16 protein-coding genes are annotated in these 16937 nt (G+C 75.3%); 9 read left to right on the top strand and 7 right to left on the bottom strand.

All coding sequences use genetic code 11. From position 1 onward, the window contains the following. Window positions 1–27: 27 nt before the first annotated feature. On the bottom strand, window positions 28–924 hold the full coding sequence (locus OG335_RS39810; RefSeq protein ID WP_405008967.1) for a TauD/TfdA dioxygenase family protein: 897 nt from the start codon (window positions 922–924) through the stop codon (window positions 28–30). Window positions 925–1180: 256 nt separating this feature from the next. On the opposite strand from OG335_RS39810, the gene OG335_RS39805 reads away from it, so the two are divergent. Together OG335_RS39805 and OG335_RS39800 are read left to right on the top strand one after the other, a co-directional pair. After that, entirely contained in the window at window positions 1181–2008 is an 828-nt protein-coding gene (locus tag OG335_RS39805; RefSeq protein WP_405008968.1) for a glycosyltransferase family 8 protein, read from the top strand. Window positions 2009–2124: 116 nt separating this feature from the next. Next, window positions 2125–3051: an aminoglycoside phosphotransferase family protein gene (locus OG335_RS39800; RefSeq protein ID WP_405008969.1), complete on the top strand. Its 927-nt coding sequence runs from the start codon at window positions 2125–2127 to the stop codon at window positions 3049–3051. 152 nt (window positions 3052–3203) lie between these two features. Here OG335_RS39800 and OG335_RS39795 read toward each other — a convergent pair whose 3' ends face one another. Next, the gene (locus tag OG335_RS39795) at window positions 3204–4097 is read right to left on the bottom strand and encodes a glycosyltransferase family 2 protein (protein ID WP_405008970.1); all 894 of its coding nucleotides are present in this window, start codon (window positions 4095–4097) and stop codon (window positions 3204–3206) included. Between the two features lie 240 nt (window positions 4098–4337). Here OG335_RS39795 and OG335_RS39790 point away from each other — a divergent pair, with 240 nt between their 5' ends. From OG335_RS39790 to OG335_RS39775, 4 genes are all read left to right on the top strand, one after another. Then, window positions 4338–5153 carry a maleylpyruvate isomerase family mycothiol-dependent enzyme gene (locus tag OG335_RS39790; protein WP_405008971.1) on the top strand — a complete coding sequence of 272 codons (816 nt, stop codon included), beginning with the start codon at window positions 4338–4340 and terminating at the stop codon, window positions 5151–5153. A gap of 570 nt (window positions 5154–5723) precedes the next feature. Then, window positions 5724–6656, top strand: a complete 933-nt coding sequence (locus OG335_RS39785) for a polysaccharide deacetylase family protein (RefSeq protein ID WP_405008972.1) — start codon at window positions 5724–5726, stop codon at window positions 6654–6656. Between the two features lie 378 nt (window positions 6657–7034). After that, on the top strand, window positions 7035–7700 hold the full coding sequence (locus tag OG335_RS39780; protein ID WP_405008973.1) for a hypothetical protein: 666 nt from the start codon (window positions 7035–7037) through the stop codon (window positions 7698–7700). 73 nt (window positions 7701–7773) lie between these two features. Further along, a complete protein-coding gene (locus tag OG335_RS39775) occupies window positions 7774–8454 on the top strand; it encodes a class F sortase (protein WP_405008974.1) in 681 nt (226 codons plus the stop codon). A gap of 27 nt (window positions 8455–8481) precedes the next feature. Here the strand turns inward: OG335_RS39775 and OG335_RS39770 are convergent, their stop codons facing one another. After that, window positions 8482–9345, bottom strand: a complete 864-nt coding sequence (locus OG335_RS39770) for a universal stress protein (RefSeq protein WP_405008975.1) — start codon at window positions 9343–9345, stop codon at window positions 8482–8484. Between the two features lie 347 nt (window positions 9346–9692). On the opposite strand from OG335_RS39770, the gene OG335_RS39765 reads away from it, so the two are divergent. After that, window positions 9693–10151, top strand: coding sequence for a carboxymuconolactone decarboxylase family protein (locus tag OG335_RS39765; protein WP_405015277.1), 459 nt, complete (start codon window positions 9693–9695; stop codon window positions 10149–10151). Between the two features lie 50 nt (window positions 10152–10201). Here the strand turns inward: OG335_RS39765 and OG335_RS39760 are convergent, their stop codons facing one another. Continuing rightward, on the bottom strand, window positions 10202–10555 hold the full coding sequence (locus tag OG335_RS39760) for a hypothetical protein (protein ID WP_405008976.1): 354 nt from the start codon (window positions 10553–10555) through the stop codon (window positions 10202–10204). A gap of 83 nt (window positions 10556–10638) precedes the next feature. Continuing rightward, window positions 10639–12255, bottom strand: a complete 1617-nt coding sequence (locus OG335_RS39755) for a CHAD domain-containing protein (protein ID WP_405008977.1) — start codon at window positions 12253–12255, stop codon at window positions 10639–10641. A gap of 119 nt (window positions 12256–12374) precedes the next feature. Between OG335_RS39755 and OG335_RS39750 the strand changes: the two genes are divergently transcribed. Beyond that, window positions 12375–13112 carry an SAM-dependent methyltransferase gene (locus OG335_RS39750; protein WP_405008978.1) on the top strand — a complete coding sequence of 246 codons (738 nt, stop codon included), beginning with the start codon at window positions 12375–12377 and terminating at the stop codon, window positions 13110–13112. A 107-nt stretch (window positions 13113–13219) separates the two neighbouring features. Here OG335_RS39750 and OG335_RS39745 read toward each other — a convergent pair whose 3' ends face one another. Together OG335_RS39745 and OG335_RS39740 are read right to left on the bottom strand one after the other, a co-directional pair. Then, window positions 13220–14140, bottom strand: coding sequence for a Rieske 2Fe-2S domain-containing protein (locus OG335_RS39745; RefSeq protein WP_405008979.1), 921 nt, complete (start codon window positions 14138–14140; stop codon window positions 13220–13222). 93 nt (window positions 14141–14233) lie between these two features. Beyond that, complete coding sequence (locus tag OG335_RS39740; RefSeq protein WP_405008980.1) at window positions 14234–15259, bottom strand: LacI family DNA-binding transcriptional regulator; 1026 nt, start codon at window positions 15257–15259, stop codon at window positions 14234–14236. Between the two features lie 273 nt (window positions 15260–15532). Between OG335_RS39740 and OG335_RS39735 the strand changes: the two genes are divergently transcribed. Next, window positions 15533–16924, top strand: coding sequence for a GH1 family beta-glucosidase (locus tag OG335_RS39735; protein WP_405008981.1), 1392 nt, complete (start codon window positions 15533–15535; stop codon window positions 16922–16924). The last annotated feature ends 13 nt before the right edge of the window (window positions 16925–16937 follow it).

Below are 16937 nucleotides of genomic sequence, written 5' to 3'. Positions count from 1 at the left end.
CGCCCGGTGCGGCGCGCCCCCACGGCGTCAGGCGATGCCCGCGTTGTAGCCCGAGGTGTCGCCGCTGACCACGACGCCGGGCCGGCCGTCGACACCGACGGGTACGGTGCCGGCCACCGTGCACCGCTCGGCACGCCGGTCCTCGGCGCCGTAGTCGTGGACGGCGTAGTGCTGGGTGGCCCGGTTGTCCCAGACCGCGAGGTCGCCCACCTGCCAGCGCCAGCGGACGGTCTGCTCGGGCCGTGTCACGTACTCCTGCAGGATGCGCAGCAGGTCGCGCGAGGCCTGCGGGGTGAAGCCGACCGCCCTGCGGGCGAACCCGCCGACCAGCAGCGCGCGTTCGCCGGTCTCGGGGTGGACGTGGACGGCCGGGTGCTCGGTCTCGAACAGGGTCGCGATGTACTCGCGGCGGGCCGCCACGGTCTCGTCCGTGTAGTCGGAGTCGTTGCTGTGCACGATGCGCAGCCGGTCGGCGAGGGCCCGCAGCGGCTCCGGGAGCGCCTGGTACGCGGTGACGGTGTTGGCCCACATCGTGTCGCCGCCGACCGGCGGGGTCACCTTGTTGTGCAGGAAGGCGATGGCCGGGGGCCGGTCCACGAAGGTGAGGTCGGTGTGCCAGTGGTTGGCCCGGGTGCCCTGTCGGGAGTCGATCTCCCGCACCTCGGGACGGTCCTCGGGGGCGCTGTAGATGGGGTGGCCGAGGGTCAGGTCGCCGAACCTCCGGGCGAAGGCGGCCTGGCTGTCGTAGTCGAGCAGCTGGCCCCGGAGGAAGATCACCTTGTGTTCGAGGAGGGCGCGGCGGAGTCGTTCGACGGTCCGGTCGTCGAGGGGCTCGGCGGCGTCCACGCCGCCGATCTCGGCCCCCAGGTTGCCGGACAGCGGGGTGACGGCGACCTCGGCCGGCGCCGTTCGGGTGATGGTCACGGTGCGTGCCTTTCTGTCGGGCGGCTGGCTCTGGCCTCCACCATGCCGCACTGTTGCCAGGTCTGGCAACACTCCATCCACCCTTGCTAACAGGCCATGACTGCCACACCTCGCCACTCCAAAGCCTCGAACCTTGCCAGATGATCACTCAGATATTGCCAAACGTTGCCACGGCTCGTAGGGTGGTCCCGCCGCGCCACCGCCCCGACCGGGGTGGCGACGGCATCCGGCCCGGCACGAGAAGCGAGGAGCAGGGATGGAACGGCACGACATCCATGTGGTGTTCGCGGTGGACGACAACTACGCCACGGCGGCGACGGTCGTCGCCCGCTCGATCCGCGCAGGCCTGCGGGACGCGGACCGCGGGATCGTCTTCCACGTGATCGACTCCGGACTCACCCCGGAGAGCACCGACCGGCTGCAGGAGTCCCTGTGCGCGCTCGGCACCGCCCTGGTGCACACCGTGCCGGACCGGCTGGAGATGGCGGTGCCCCGCAAGCACTGGACGGCGGCCACCCTCCACCGGCTGCACATCGCCGAGGTGATCCCCGCCGACGTCGACCGCGTGATCTACCTCGACGTCGACACCATCGTGCTGGACGACCTGGCGGAGCTCTACGACATCGACCTGGCGGGCCGGCCCATCGGGGCCGTCATCAACGAGGTCGCCCCGGCGCGGCTGCTGACGCTCGACGGAACGACCGCCAGCCTCAGCCAGACCGGGGCGAAGCCGCCGGGATACTTCAACGCCGGGGTCCTCGTCATCGACATGCTGCAATGGCGGGCGGAGGACATCACCGCACGGTCCCTGCACATCTACCGGACGTACGGCAAGGACATTCCCACGCTCGACCAGGACATTCTGAACCACCTCTTCGCGGAACGCTGGCTGCCCGTTCCGTCGAAATGGAACAAGCTCATCGAACACCCGGTGCACGGCCGGTTCGGCCAGGGCCGGATGGAATACCTGACGCGCCGTGAAGGAATCATCCACTACATCGGTGGGGACAAGCCGTGGAGTGACGATTTCCCGGACAACGCGCTCCGGCAGGTCTACCGCTCCTTCTCCGCCGTTCCCGTCTGACCGCCTGACCGACCGGCAGCCGGACCGATCGGCCCGATCAGCCCGACCGACCGGCCACACCGACCGCCCCGACCATCCCGACAGCCCCGACAGCCCCGACAGCAAGGAGACCGTCCGTGACCGTCGACCATCTGCGTCCCGGCGAGGTCTACCCGGACGCCGCGGAGGTCCACCGCCTGGTGGCCGCGCAGTTCCCGCAGTGGGCCGACCTCCCCGTCCGGCCGGTCTCCGCCTCCGGCGTGGACAACGCGACCTACCGGCTGGGCGACACCATGTCCGTCCGGCTGCCCCGCCTGCCCCGGTGGATCGGGCAGGTGGAACGGGAACAGCGCTGGCTGCCGAGGCTCGCCCCGCTGCTCCCGCTGACCGTCCCCGAGCCGCTGGCCCAGGGAGCGCCCGGCGAGGACTATCCGTTCCCGTGGTCGGTCTACCGGTGGCTGGAGGGGGAGAACGCCGATCCCGCCCGCATCGACGACCTGCACGACGCCACGCAGCAGTTGGTCGGCTTCTTCTCCGCACTGTGGAAGATCGACGCCTCCTACGGCCCGCCGCCCGAGGCCAGCAACGGCTTCCGCGGGGCGGCCCTCGACGACCCGCGGGACTCCCCCGTGGTGGCGGAGCGGATGCGCGCCCGGATCTCGGCGCTGGAGGGCCTGGTCGACACGGACGCCGTGACGGCCGTGTGGGAGACCGCGCTGGCGGCTCCGGCGTGGGAGGGGCCGCCGGTCTGGGTGCACGGCGACCCGGGTCCGGCGAACATGCTGGCCCGGGACGGCCGGCTCACGGCGGTGATCGACTTCGGGACGCTCGCCGTCGGCGACCCGGCGACCGACATGATCGCCGCATGGACGTTCCTGCCGTCGGAGACCCGGGACGCGTTCCGCGCCGGCCTCGGCGTCGACGACGCGACCTGGGCGCGCGGCCGTGCCTGGGGCCTGAGCAGTGTGCTGCCGTCGGCCGAGGACCTGGCCGACCCGGAGCGCGCCCCTGCCGCCCGGCGCCGCCTCGACGGGATCGTCGAGGACCACCGGCGGGCCCCGTAGCCGGGGCGCGGAGGGCGGAACGAAGGGCGGAACGGCGGGCGGGGCCGGGCACCACGGGTGTCCGGCCCCGCCCGCCGTGCTGCCCTCCCCGGCACCCGGCACCACCGCCCCCTCGTCGGGCAGGGGGCGGCGGTACCGGGTGGTCGGGCGGGTCAGAGGCCGGGCGTACCGGCCGCGCGCAGCCGCGCCCGGCCTGCGTCGAACTCCCGGTAGGCGCTGCCGAGCTCCACCGCCAGCGCCGGCCAGTCCCGGTAGTCCCCGTACGCGAGGGTGCAGGGCCGGAGGCCGAGGTCGGGGTCTCCGACGTCGAGTCGGCCGCCGTGCTCGGCGACGTGGGCCAGGAACGCCTTCGACTCGTCGATGATCACCGGGTTGTTGATCTGCCAGGTGCCGGTGGAGTACGCGTCCACCCGCCGTACGAGGCGCTCGTGGGCGGAGGCCGTCCACTTGAAGTGGTGCACCTGGGTGTAGAGGCTGTCGGTCGGCACGCCGCGGCCGGTCCAGCTGTTGTGCTGTCCGTAGCCGAGTTCGACCCGGCCGCGAGCCAGCGTCACCTTGGTCGGGCGGGCCCGCATCAGCCGCAGGGTCAGCAACCCCGCCAGGCCGTACTGCTGCCAGAGCGGGGTGTCGCCGGTCACGTCGGGTTCGGGGAACGAGCCGTCGGCCGCGACCCGGTCGAGGAAGGCGCCTTCGACGTAGTCGTAGTCGTGCCGCTCGCAGTGCCGGACGGCCTCGGCGAGGGTGTCCGGGTAGACCTGGAACTCGTCGAGGTCGGCGACGACCCACCAGTCGTCCGGGTGCTCGGCCATCGTCTCGCGGATCAGCCGGGGATTCAGGTGCTCGTGCCACGGCCCCTCGGATATCCGGGAGAATTCCAGCCCGGCCCGGTGCATCACCTCGATCGATTCCGGAAGGCCCGGATCGGACATGCTCTCCACATGGCGCACCACGTGGAATTCCTCCACCCCGAGTCGCCGGTAGTGGTCGAGGAACCTTCCCAGCAACGACGTGTCCCCACCGACGACCGACACCATTCTGATGGTCATGCCCAGCGCCCTCCCCTAACCCGTTGAAATCGACGGGGAACGAATACCCCGTCGGCGAACGGGTATTCTCCGGCCCCCGGTTCCCCGCCCCGGCCGTACGCCCGAACCCGTCCCGGCCGTACGCCCGAACCCGCCCCGACACGACGGACGGCTCCTCCCGCCGTGCACCGGGGCACGACCGGGCATCGATCCGCACCGGACCCTGGACAGCGGCACCCGGCTGGGTCAGCATTCACCACCATGATCCCTCCCTCCTCCACCCGGGCCGCCGGGCACGCCGAGCTCCTGGCAGCCGTCGTCGCCACGGCCGAGGACATCGCGGCGCTGCTGCGGTCGTGCGGCGACACCTCCGCGCCGATTCCCGGCGCCGAGTGGACGGTCGGCGAGGCAGCGGCGCACCTGGCCATCGCGAACGAGCTGATGGCCGGCCTCGCCGCCGGCGAACGACGGACGTACGGCGACGGCACCCCGCAGAGCCTCGCCGCGGCCAACGCCGAGGCCCTGGCGGTGTTCCCGGAGCGCGACGGCCCGGCCCTGGCCGCGGAGATCACCCGGCATGCGCAGTCCTTCGGCGAGGCGTTCGCCCGCCGGTCGCCGTCCGACCCGGTGCTCACCCCGCTGGGCGCGATGGACCTGGCCACGCTGGCCTCGTACCTGCTCACCCACATGCTCGGCCACGGCTACGACATCGCCGTCGCGCTCCGCCGGCCGCACATGATCGACCGCCACCGGGCCGAGCTGTGCCTGCCGTTCCTGATGACCGCGATGCCGCGGGTCGTCGACGACCGCGCGTCGGCGGGCCACACCGCCCGCTACGACCTGCGGATGGGCCGCGGCCCCCGCCTCACCGTCACCTTCTCCGACGGCGCCGTCGAGGTGGCCCCGGGAACGGCCCCACGCCCCGACTGCACGATCCTGACCGGACCGGTCGCGTTCGTCCTGCTCGCGCTGGGCCGGTACACACCGGTCGCGGCCCTGGCCCGCGGCCGGGTGCTCGCCTGGGGCCGACGCCCCTGGCTCGCCCTCCGTTTCCCGCTGCGCTTCGCGGCCCCCTGACCCCTGGCTCCTGGCCCCTGGCCCCTACCGGCACGTCACCACCGGGGTGGCGGAACGTTCTCCTCCCGTGCGGCAGAGCGCCGACCGACCCCACCGCGTGCGGCACCCGCACCCGCACCCGGGCGGAAAACCCCGCGACCTGCGGGCTCGCGGCCTGTACGGTCGGTCGTGTCCGGGTGCGCAGGCCGGGGTTACTTCCTCTTCCCAAGGGGTGACCCGGGTTCGAATCCCGGCCGCCGGTCCGCCCGGCGGTAGCTCAGCGGCCCAGAGCGCCAATCGTCACCTCGGCCGACCTCGATCTCCGGACACACAACTTCACAGGTGCACCTCCCGGTCCGGGAGGGTGCGGCACCGGGACGCCCGGTGCGCAGGCAGCGGATACTTCCTTGGTGAACGTCCCCCACGGGGGCGCCGGGTTCGAACCCCGACAGTGCCGCAGCCGATCCAGATCTCGGGCGTCCCACCACCGCCTGCCCGTGTCCGCCCGGCCGTCCTCCGCGAGGACGGGCGGGCGGGCCGCCGGCCGAAAACCCCGTGCGCGGAGCGGGGTTCCTGCCCCAGACTGCCGGCATGGAGAGGTCCGGGGACGCACGGGCGAACGGCCTCCTGGGGTTTCCGCCCGACGCCCGCCTGCTGATCGTCAACTGTGACGACTTCGGCCTGTACCCGGCGGTCAACCGGGCCGTGGTCGAGTCGGTCGAGGACGGCATCGCCGGCTCGTGCAGCCTGATGCCGGGCTGTCCCGGCGGGCCGGACGCGATGCGCCTGCTGCACGGGCACCCGGCCCTGCCGTTCGGCATCCACCTCACGCTCGTCTGCGAGACGCCCCGGAACCCGTGGGGTCCGGTCGCCGCGCGGGGCACCGTCCCGTCCCTCCTGGACGACCGCGGAGCGCTCTTCGCCCCCACTCCCGCGGGCCGCTCGGCCCTCCTGGCCCGGGCCAGGATCGAGGAGGTCGAGACCGAGTTCCGCGCGCAGATCGACACCGTCGACGCCGCAGGGCTGTCACCGACCCACCTCGACTTCCACTGCCTCGCCGACGGCGGACGCGACGACATCCTCGACCTCACCCGCCACCTGGCCGCGGAGTACGGCCTGGCCGTACGGGTCTGGCTCGACCCGGCGCGGCGGGAGCTGCGCAGGCAGGGCCTGCCGGTCGTCGACCACGACTTCCTCGACAGCTTCTCCCTCGGCCTCGACGGCAAGGCGGAGCAGTACACCCGGCTGCTGCACGAGCTCCCGCCCGGCCTGAGCGAGTGGGCCGTGCACCCGGGCTCGGGGAGCGCGGAGGCCCGCGCGGCCGACCCCGACTGGCGTGTCCGGCAGACGGACCACGCGTTCCTGACCTCGCCGCTGAGCCACGACCTCATCCGTGCGGAGGGCGTCACCGTCATCGACTACACGGCCCTCCGGGAGCTCTGGCCCGGCCGCCCCTCACCGGCCGACCCCTCCCTGGCCGACCCCTCCCCGGCCGACCCCTCCCCGGCCGTCCCTCCCCGGTGAGCGCGCCGCCCCGCACGGCGTGACCCGTCGCGCGGCCCCCGCGGACACCCCCGGGACCGCAGCACCCGGCACCCCGGCACCCCGGCGACCGACACCGCAGCACCCGGGCCGGGAAACAGCCCGGGACGCGGGCCGGCCGGCCCCTCCGCCTGACGCCCTGTCACCCGTTCTGCCGCCTGCCGTCCGACTTTCGCGAGTACGTCCTGCGGGCCGCCGCCGCCCCGTGCACGAAGGGTTCGGGGGCGGCCCGACCGGCGCTCAGGACGGGAGATGACGATCTGCCAGGTTGCCGAGGTGACGGGGTGTCGGTTGCCTCTGGGGTGGAACCCCTCATGCCCCGGGCAGTCGGCCCAGGGCGTGCTCGAACAAAGGACACCCATGCACATCGCACGTATGGTCGCCGGCGCGTTCCTGGCGGTCGGCACGGTCGGCATCGCCGTCCCCGCGGCTGCCGCGGAGGCAGATTCCGGCATCGAGATCAGTCCGGCGATCGCCCAGCCCGGATCGACCGTCCGGGTCACCACGACCGCCTGCGCCCCCGACATCACCTACGGCAAGGGGAACTCGGAGGCGGGCGGCGACTTCCACCTCACGGAGAGCGACGGCCAGGGCAGGCTGAGCGGCGAGTTCACCGTTCCGGAGGACACCGCTCCCGGCACGTACCAGGTCATCGCCAAGTGCCCGCCGCGGATCCAGACCAGCGGCACGGTCGAGGTCCGCGTCGAGGCCCGTGCGGAGGACGGCGGCAAGGGCGGCGGCGAGGCCCGTGCGGAGGACGGCGGCAAGGGCAGCGGCGAGGCCCGTGCGGAGGACGGCGGCAAGGGCAGCGGCGAGGCCCGGGACGAAAGCCGTGGCGAGGGCCGCAGCGAGGGCCGTGAGGAGGGCGGCCGGCCCCACGGGGCGGTCGATGCGGGCGCCGGCGGCACCGCGGGCGGCGGCACCGGCCAGGTCGCCCTGGGCGCCGGGCTCCTCGCGGCCGCCGGCGTGGGCGGTGCGGTCCGTCTCCGCAACCGTCGCCCGCAGCAGGCTCCCTCCGGGCGCTGACGCACCGTCCACCGCCGGGCCGTGATCCCGGCCCGGCGGGCCCACCCCACCGCGACACCAGGGACCGATCACCATGCCAGGCAAGACCACAGGTGCGCGTCGGCGTGCACCCGCCCCTTCCGCCCTGCTCCTGGGCGCGGCCCTGGTGGCCGGTCCCTGGCTGGTGGTCGACGGAGCCCGTACGACGGCACCGCCGCAGCCGTCCGCGGCCCAGGCGTTCTCCCCCGCCCCCACCCTCGCGGGGACGCCGTCCGACCCTGCCCCGGACCCGCCTCCGCCGGGGGCGGCCGCGCTGCCCCCGGCGGACCCCGTCCGGCTCCGCATCCCGGCGATCGGGGTGGACAGCCCCGTGACACGGCTGGGTCTCTCCCCGGACGGCACGCTCACGCCCCCGCCCGCCGACGGTCCCGCGGTCGCCGGCTGGAACGGCGACGGCACACCGCCCGGCTCCGCGGGGACCGCGGTGGTGGTCGGCCACGTCGACACCAGCCGCGGGCCCGGCGTCTTCTTCGGCCTCGGTGCGCTCGGCAAGGGCAGCACGGTCGAGATCACCCGGACGGACGGGCGCACGGCGGTCTTCACCGTCGACGCCGTCGAGGTCTACGAGAAGAAGGACTTCCCCGACGACAGGGTGTACGGCGGCTCCGGCACGCCCGAGCTGCGGCTGATCACCTGCGGCGGCAGCTACAGCCCGGCGGCCGGGTACTCGGCCAACACCGTGGTCTACGCGTCGCTGACCGACGTGACGGGCTGATCTGACCGCGCGGCGGCCTGCCCGCGGTCAGGGGCCGGGCACGACGGCGACCGGGCACGGCGCGTGGTGGAGCACCGCGTGGGCGACGGAGCCGAGCTGCAGGCCGCCGTGGCGGTGCCGGGGGTGCGCGCCGAGCACGACCAGGTCGGCCTCCGCGGCCGCGTCCAGCAGCACCGCGGCAGCCCGTCCCCGCACCGCCCGCCGCCGGACGGTCAGCCCGGTGGTGTCCGGGAGCCCGACCTCCGCCAGCACCTGGGCGGCGATGTCGGCCGGACCGGCGGAGGTCATCAGGACGGACGTGCCCGACAGCAGGGAGTCGCGCTGCCAGGCGTGCACCAGGTCCAGGTCGGCGCCCCGCAGCCGTGCCTCCTCGACGGCGAACTCCGTGACGGCCCCGCCCGGGGTCTCGTCGCCGACCGCGAGGACGACCCTGCCGACCTCGCCGACCCGGCTCCCGGGTGCCGGTGCCTCCCCGCGGACCACCATCACCGGGTAGTCGGCCCGCGCGGCGACCTTGAGGCCGATCGACCCGAGGAGCAGTCCCTCGAATCCGCCGCGGCCGCGGTGGCCGAGCACCAGCAGCGGCGCGAGGCCGCCCAGCCCGAGCAGCGCGGGCACCGGGTCCTCCGGGACGACCTCCGTCGCGGTCACGACCTCCGGACGCCTCGCGGCCGCCCGGGCCTGCGCGGTGGCGAGCAACTGCCGCACCTCCGCGCGGACGGACAGCGGCTCGTCCTCGTCGGGGGTGTCCCGCTCGTACCGTTCCCACAGGCAGGCGTGGACGAGCCGGAGCGGCACGCGCCGCAGCGCCGCCTCGTCGGCCGCCCGGTCGACCGCCCGCAGGCTCTCCGGCGAGCCGTCGACCGCCGCCACCACACACCGGACCGCCATGTCCGCCGTCCTCTCGTCACCGGGCACTCGCACTCCCCCATCCTGGGCCGCGTCGGCGGAAGTCGGCGGCGGGACGCGCGGGTCCCGCTCCGGCGGCCGGGTGGCGGCGGGCCGGTCGGGCCCTCCGGCGGTGCGCCGTGCCCGGTGCGCCGTGCGCCCGGATGCTCCCGCGGGCCGCGGAAGATCGTCCGGGTGTCCTGTCACATCTCCTGCGCGCGATCCGTCAGAGCAGTGACGGCAACCGCCCACCACCGCAGAGGACGACGACCATGACCACCGACACCACCACCGACGCCGGCACCACCGGCGACGCCGACACCGACGCCCCGCAGCAGTCCGCCTCGCGGATGTCCGACCCGACCGCGCTGGTGCCGGAGCTGAAGGAGCTCGGCGGGTGGCTGTTCCGCGCCACCGGCAACCACAGCGTGCCCCGCTCGACGATCGGACTGGTCCACCTGCGGGCCGGACGGATCGTCGACAGCGCCTACCTGACCGTGCTGCACTCCACCGGCCTGCGCAAGGCCGGCGAGAGCGAGGAGCGCATCGGCGCCGTCGCGGCCTGGCGCGACGCCACCTGCTTCACCGACGCCGAACGGGCCGCGCTCGCCCTCGTCGACGCCGTCCTCCTGCCCTCCCCGGACGGCGAGCGGGTGCCGGACGACCTCTACGCCGAGGCCGCCCGGCACTACGACCCGACCGCGCTCACGACCCTCACCATCGCCATCGGCCAGGTCTGCTTCTTCATTCCGCTCGCCCTGATCGGCAAGCCGCTGCCGGGCAGGTCCCCCGCCGAGCAGTGGACCTGACGGCCGGCCACCGACCCGGCGCGGAGTCCCCGCCACCGGCTGCGGGCCGCTCACGGGGAGGGCGGGCGCCCGGACGGTGCCGTGGGCCCGCGGCGCCGGCCGGATCCGCCCGGCCTGCGCCGCCCGGGACGAGGCTTCGCCGCGGGTCCGGTGGAGGGGAGCAGCACCGCGCAGACCGGGCACACCCGGTGCCGCCACCGGGCGGGCCACCAGGACTCCTCGGACGCGCCCCCGTGGGCCGGTTCGCGGGTCATGCTGCGGGTGGCCCGCCCGCACAGCGTCTGGACGACGTCGGGGGCGGCGGCGTGGACGCGCAGCACGGGCGCCGCCGCCCCTGCGGCGTCGGTGTCGCAGAGGCGGACGTTCGACGGGGTGTCCAGTTCGAGCACGTGTATGAGGTCCATCGCTCCACGGTGGCCCGGGCACGCCCGCACCGCACCTGCCGTCGGGCCATCCGGCCCCACCGCTCGCCCGGGCCGCGCCCGGCTCACGTCCGGGTGAGCCGGGTGAGGCGCGGACGGCGGGCGCGCCGGAGCAGGGCGGGCACCCGGCGCTCGGCCTCGGCGGCGTCCCACTGCTGCAGGCCGTACAGCACGCCGAGGGCGAACCCGTCGTCGCCGCCGCTGCCGAGGTCCACCAGGGCCGCGCGCGCGACGGCGGTGTCCTGGCGGGCGCCGAGCGCCTGCTGCAGGTCCTTCATCCGCCCGGCGAGCTTCTTCGCCCGCTTCGGGGCGACCGGGCGGGCGCTCTCCGCGGCGTAGCGGGCTCGCTTGGCCGCCTTGCGTGCCCGGTGCAGGGCGGCGTCGCGGTCCGGCCCGGGGCCGAGCCGGAGGGCCGAGTCGAGCCGCCGCACGACCCTGCGCTGTTCGCGGCGCAGGGTGCGGGAGAAGTACGCCGGGGCCTTCGTCCGCCGTGCTGCGGCGGTGAAGGGCGGGTCGGCGGCGAAGCGTTCGGCCTCGTCGAGCAGCCGGTGGTGGCGGGGGTCGTCGAGGTCGTCGAGCACCTGTCGCCAGGCGCGGCGGTACTGCCGGGCGTAGTGCGCGGTGAGCCGGCCGCGCAGGGTGGCGCCGCGCAGCGGGCCGGGGAGGCGGTCGAGGGCGGTGACGAGCCGTTCGCCGAGCACCTCCTGGTCGCGCGCCCTGCCGAGCGTCCGTCCGAGCAGGCGCAGTTCCTCGGCGAGCGGGTCGGAGCGGCGGCGGTCGAGGAGCCGCCGGTGGGCCGTGAGGACGCTGCGCAGCCGGCGTGCGGTGACGCGCATCCGGTGGACGGCGTCGGGTTCGTCGAGGCGCACCCGCGGGTCGAGGTCGACGAGCGAGTCGACCAGGTCGCGGATGCGCGCGGCCACGACGGCGGCGGGGGTGCCCTCGGGCAGCCGTGCCGGGGGCGGTCCGGGCGGTCCGCCGGGCGCGTCCGTCCGCCCGAGTTCGCCCAGGGCCCGGGCGAGCTTGGACGGGTGCGGGGACCGTGCCAGGCCTCCGCCGGTGAACACCTCGTCGACGTGGTCGAGCAGGGCCGTGTCGCCGTCGGCGAGCTCGACCTCGATCTCGTTCCAGACGGCGGTAGCGGGTGTGCCGTGGCCGGAGCCGTTCGGGGCGACGTTCGGGTGGTCCGTCGGGCCGAGGTCCGCCGGGCCGGGGACGCGGGCCTCGACCGCGTCCTCCGTGATCTCCGCGAGGACGTGTCCGCCGCCGTCGAGGAGGTGGTGGCGGCGCCGGTGCGTGTGCATGCGGACGACGGGCCGCAGCGCGTGCCCTCGGGCGAACACGGCCACCCGGAGTGCCAGGTCCGTCGGCACCTCCGGCCGCTCCGTGCCCGGGTCCGCGCCGTCCCGGTCCGCGGCGTCCGGGTCCGCGGCGTGGATCTCCTCTCGGGTGTCCGGGCCCCGCGGGACCTTGAGGTGCCAGCCCGCGTCCTGGTCGCCGGTGCGGCGGCGCAGCGTGATGCCCCGGCGCAGCAGGGCGTGGTCGGCCGTGTCGTAGTAGACGGCGTCCAGCTCCTGCGGGTCGGCCGGCAGCACGCGTGCCACGCCCGGCACCCGGTCGAGGTGCTGCGGCAGCGGTCCGCCCTGGTACTTCCGCTCCTGCTCGATCTGGTCTGCACGCATGCTCCGCGCCTGCCCGTCCGGCGCCCGGTTACGCCCCTCGGCCGCCACCGTCCGGGCCGCGGGGAGGCAGCACCCGAAAACCAGGTGTGCCGACGGCCTCGGCCTGCGAGGCTGCGCCGATGGATCACGAACAGTTCTCGGCCCTCGCGCACACGTCCCATCCGATCAAGGCCCCGCTGGACGACCTGTCGGTGCGGCGGCTGCTCGGGCGCGCCGTCGCCCGCCCGGACGCGCGCGTCCTCGACCTCGGCTGCGGGACGGCGGAGTGGCTGCTGCGCGCACTGACCGCCCACCCGGACGTGCTCGCCGAGGGCGTGGACGTCTCCGAAACCGCGCTGGCCACCGCCCGGGAGCGGGCGGCAGACCTGGGGGTGGGCGACCGCCTCGCCCTGCACCGCACGCCGGCCGCCGACTTCGCCCCGCCGCACCGGTTCGACACCGTGCTGAGCGTGGGCTCCTCGCATGCGTTCGGCGGTCTGCTCCCCACGCTGGCGGCCGCGCGGGCCCACCTCGCGCCGGGCGGCAGCGTCCTGGTCGGCGACGGCTTCTGGCAGCGTCCGCCGACGCCGGAGGGCGTCGCGATACTCGGCGACTTCGACGACCTCGCCACGACGGTGGACCGTGTCGTGGCCGACGGCTGGACTCCCGTCGACGGCCATGTCAGCTCCCGGCAGGAGCTGGACGCCTACGAGTGGGCCTGCTGGGGCACCCTCGCCGCGTGGGGCCTGGACCGGCCCGGCACGCCCGGTGCCGCCGACGCGCTCGCGCGGTCGACCGCACGGCTCGGCGAGTGGCTGCACGGCTACCGGGACACCTGGGGCTTCGTCACCCTCGTCCTGCGTCGCACGTCGGAGTGAGTCGGAGTGACACGGGCCGGGTGACACGGGCGGGGTGACACGGGCGGGGTGACACGGGCGGAGTGGTTGGCTGCCGCGGCGGGCGGTCCGCCGCGCGGGGAGGAGGGTCAGTCCGCCTGCGGCAGCCGGGCGTACAGGGTGCCGTCCGGGTCCGTCCGGGTGTCGAACCTCGGCTGCGGCGCGGTGGCGGGCCCGCGGACGTTCCAGCCGTCGGACAGCCGGAAGGTGCTGCCGTGCCACGGACAGCGCAGGCAGCCGTCGGCCACGGTGCCGTCCGAGAGGGGGCCGGAGCGGTGGCTGCACCGGTCGGCCAGCACGTGCACCGCGCCGTCGGCCTCCCGGACGACCACCACGGGCACCTCGCCGACCGTGCGTCGGCAGGGCTCGCCGACGGGGATGCCGGTCAGTGGTCCGAGCGGGTGCCAGCCCGGCCCGACGGTGAACGGCACCGGCTCGGCCTTGTTCGCCACGGCGGCCTGCCGGTGGGCGACGTGGCCGCCGACCGCGGCGCCCGCGCCCGCCACGGCCAGGCCCGCGAAGCCCAGCGCCCTGCCGAGGGAGTGCCGGCCCAGGGAGCGCGCCGCCCAGGAGGTGCCGTAGAGGCCGGCCGCGGTCGCCATCGAGGCGGCGTGGACCAGGCCGGTCCGCAGTTGCGGGTCGTGCTGCTCGGCCCAGTCGACCCAGCCGGACCAGGCGGTGGGCGCGGCGGCGACCGTGCCGAAACCGACGAGCAGCCGGGCCTGGCGTTCGGACCCGCCGGCGAGGTCGAGGACCGAGGCGGACACCCAGGCGCCGAGGGACACGTGGACGAGGGCGGGGTGCAGGGGGTGTCCGAACGGGCGGCCGTGCAGCACGTCCCGCACCGGGCCGAGCGGCAGCGCCTTCACGGCTCGCCGGACCGGCCCGGTGAAGACGTCGAGTTCGTCCGCCTCCCCGACCGCGTCCAAGGCCCTGACCAGCCGGTCGGCCGGGCCGTGCGAGCCGTCCGACCGGACGGCGGCCCTGATGCGCGCAACGAAGGTGCCCATGGGACAACGCTGCACCCTCGCCGCCCTCGCGGCATCCGGCGGGCCGTGGCGACCGCCCGGGCGTAGCCGCAGCGGCGGCGGCAGCGGCGGCGCTCAGACGGCGTCCGGCGGGGTCTCGCCGGATCCGCGGACGATCAGGCGGGTCGGCAGGACCACCTGTCGCGGCAGCGAGGTGTCGCCCTCCAGTCGCTCGAACAGCAGCCCGGCCGCCGTCCGCCCCAGTGTGTCCGGGTCCTGGGCGACCACGGTCAGCCCGGGCGAGAGGAGTGCGGCGAGCTCCAGGTCGTCGAACCCCACCAGCGCGGGCCGCCCGGACCGGCCCGCCAGGTACCCCAGCGCGCCCACGGTGACCCGGTTGTTCGCCGTCAGCAGCGCGGTGACCGGCTCCGGCCCCGAGGTCAGCCGGGCGACGGCGCGGGCCACGCTCCGCGGGTCGGTGGGGCCGGTGGCGATCCGGCTGTCGGTGACGGGCAGTCCGGCGTCCTCCAGCGCGGCGCGGTAGCCGCTCAGGCGTTCGGCGCACGTGTAGAGGTGCGGCAGGTCGCCGACGAAGCCGATGCGGCGGTGTCCGTGCCCGATCAGGTGCTCCACCGCCCGGCGGGCGCCGCCGACGTTGTCGCTGAGCACGACGTCCGCCTGAATGCCGGTCGCGGGACGGTCCAGGAAGACCACGGGCACCCCGGCCGCCATCTCGGGCAGCAGGTAGCGGTGGTCGTCGCCGGCCGGCACCACCAGCAGTCCGTCCACCCGGCCGGCGCACAGCGCCAGGGCGAGCTCACGCTCGCGCGGCGCGCTCTCCTCGCTCGAACCGGTGAACAGCAGCTTGCCGTGCGCCCGTGCGACCTGCTCCACCCCCCTCGACAGCGCGGAGGAGAACGGGTCGCCGATGTCCTCCAGCAGCAGGCCGATGCTGGCGGTGCTCCCGGTGCGCAGGAGCCTGGCGCTGTCGTTGCGGCGGAAGCCCAACGCGTCGATCGCCGTGCGGACCCGGATGACCATCTCCGAGCTGACGCCCGACTCGTCGTTGACGACACGGGACACGGTCTTGAGCCCGACGCCGGCCGCGGCCGCGACGTCCTTCATCGTGGGCCGGGCGGGCGGGCGGCTGCTCATGACCACCGAGCGTACGGCCCCGCGCCCTCCGCCCGGCCCCCGGGGCCGCCGCTGGGCCGACTCCGGGCCCGCGGCGGGCCGGTGGTGCGCGGGCCCGACCGCGTACGGGGGCGACACCCCCGCGAGGTGACCGCAGGCCTCTGGACAACGTTATCCGTGCACGTGAGAATCGACCGACCCACGCCGGGCCCGCGGCCGGCCGGCGTCCGCTCACCCCGCACAGCACCCGCAGCCGCCGCACCACGACGGCCGGCCGCCGACCGGAAAGCAGACCCCACCATGAGCACTCCTGCCCGCCCCGGTCCGACCGCGGGTCTCCGCTTCCCCGACGGCTTCCGCTGGGGGGCGGCCACGTCGGCGTACCAGATCGAGGGCGCCGTCGACGAGGACGGCCGGGCGCCGTCCATCTGGGACACCTTCGCCCACACGCCCGGCAGGATCGCCGACGGCGCCACCGGCGACCTGGCCGTCGACCACTACCACCGCTACCGCGAGGACGCGGCGCTCATGGGCGGGCTGGGGCTGACGGACTACCGGTTCTCCCTCTCGTGGGCCCGCCTGCAGCCGAACGGCACCGGACCGGTGAACCCCCGGGCCGTCGACTTCTACCGCAGGCTGCTCGACGCGCTCGACGAGCAGGGCGTCGAACCGATGGCCACGCTCTACCACTGGGACCTCCCGCAGGCGCTGGAGGACGCGGGCGGCTGGCGCAACCGGGACACCGCCCTGCGCTTCGCCGACTACGCGGAGCTCGTCCGCGACCACCTGGGCGACCGGCTGCCGACCGTCATCACCCTGAACGAGCCCTGGTGCTCGGCCTTCCTCGGCTACAGCAGCGGCATCCACGCCCCCGGGGTGCAGGACCCGGCCGCCTCCCTGCGCGCCGCCCACCACCTGCTGCTGGGACACGGCCTGGCGACGGAGCGGCTCCGGGCCGGCGCCAACCCGCCGCTCGTCGGTCCGGCCCCGAACTTCTACCCCGTACGCCCGCTGACGGACGACCCGCGCGACCTGGACGCCGCCCACCGGATCGACCTGCTCATGAACCGGCTGTTCCTCGAACCGATCACCCACGGAGCGTACGCGCAGGACATCCTCGACCACATCGACAGGACCGCCGGCACGGCCCACGTCCGGCCGGGGGACGAGAAGGCGATCGCCGCCCCGATCGACTTCGTCGGCGTCAACTACTACAGCACCCACACCGTCAGCGGCGGCCACCCCGCCCAGGGGCCGGGCGCCTGGCCGGGGGCCCAGGACGTCGCCTTCCACCCCGACGGCGAACGCGTCACCGCCATGGGCTGGGACGTCCACCCCGACGGGCTGCACGCCGTGCTGCGGCGCATCACCACCGACCACCCCGGTCTCCCCGTGTTCGTCACCGAGAACGGCGCCGCCTACGAGGACCTGCCCGGGCCCGACGGACACGTCGACGACCACGAGCGCATCGCCTTCCTCCGCGACCACCTCGCCGCGCTCCACCGGGCCGTCACCGAGGGCGCCGACGTCCGGGGGTACTTCCTGTGGTCCCTGCTCGACAACTTCGAGTGGGCCGAGGGCAACGGCAAGCGCTTCGGGATCGTCCGGGTCGACTACGGGACCCAGCGCCGCATCCCCAAGGCGAGCGCCGCCTGGTACGCCTCGGTGATCGCCGCCAACGGCCTGCCGTAGCCTGCGCGGCGGC

It is taken from the genome of Kitasatospora sp. NBC_01539 (assembly GCF_045040525.1).
GTDB lineage: Bacteria > Actinomycetota > Actinomycetes > Streptomycetales > Streptomycetaceae > Kitasatospora.
Note: the sequence above shows the minus strand (reverse complement) of the source record. Positions and strands in the feature narration are given on the sequence as shown.

Excerpts from the sequence above, each read along its gene's own strand:
- OG335_RS39805 (WP_405008968.1), top strand. The coding sequence starts at position 1,181 with ATGGAACGGCACGACATCCATGTGGTGTTCGCGGTGGACGACAACTAC.
- OG335_RS39795 (WP_405008970.1), bottom strand. The coding sequence starts at position 4,097 with ATGACCATCAGAATGGTGTCGGTCGTCGGTGGGGACACGTCGTTGCTG.
- OG335_RS39790 (WP_405008971.1), top strand. The coding sequence starts at position 4,338 with ATGATCCCTCCCTCCTCCACCCGGGCCGCCGGGCACGCCGAGCTCCTG.
- OG335_RS39785 (WP_405008972.1), top strand. The coding sequence starts at position 5,724 with ATGGAGAGGTCCGGGGACGCACGGGCGAACGGCCTCCTGGGGTTTCCG.
- OG335_RS39780 (WP_405008973.1), top strand. The coding sequence starts at position 7,035 with ATGCACATCGCACGTATGGTCGCCGGCGCGTTCCTGGCGGTCGGCACG.
- OG335_RS39775 (WP_405008974.1), top strand. The coding sequence starts at position 7,774 with ATGCCAGGCAAGACCACAGGTGCGCGTCGGCGTGCACCCGCCCCTTCC.
- OG335_RS39770 (WP_405008975.1), bottom strand. The coding sequence starts at position 9,345 with ATGGCGGTCCGGTGTGTGGTGGCGGCGGTCGACGGCTCGCCGGAGAGC.
- OG335_RS39765 (WP_405015277.1), top strand. The coding sequence starts at position 9,693 with ATGTCCGACCCGACCGCGCTGGTGCCGGAGCTGAAGGAGCTCGGCGGG.
- OG335_RS39760 (WP_405008976.1), bottom strand. The coding sequence starts at position 10,555 with ATGGACCTCATACACGTGCTCGAACTGGACACCCCGTCGAACGTCCGC.
- OG335_RS39755 (WP_405008977.1), bottom strand. The coding sequence starts at position 12,255 with ATGCGTGCAGACCAGATCGAGCAGGAGCGGAAGTACCAGGGCGGACCG.
- OG335_RS39750 (WP_405008978.1), top strand. The coding sequence starts at position 12,375 with ATGGATCACGAACAGTTCTCGGCCCTCGCGCACACGTCCCATCCGATC.
- OG335_RS39745 (WP_405008979.1), bottom strand. The coding sequence starts at position 14,140 with ATGGGCACCTTCGTTGCGCGCATCAGGGCCGCCGTCCGGTCGGACGGC.
- OG335_RS39735 (WP_405008981.1), top strand. The coding sequence starts at position 15,533 with ATGAGCACTCCTGCCCGCCCCGGTCCGACCGCGGGTCTCCGCTTCCCC.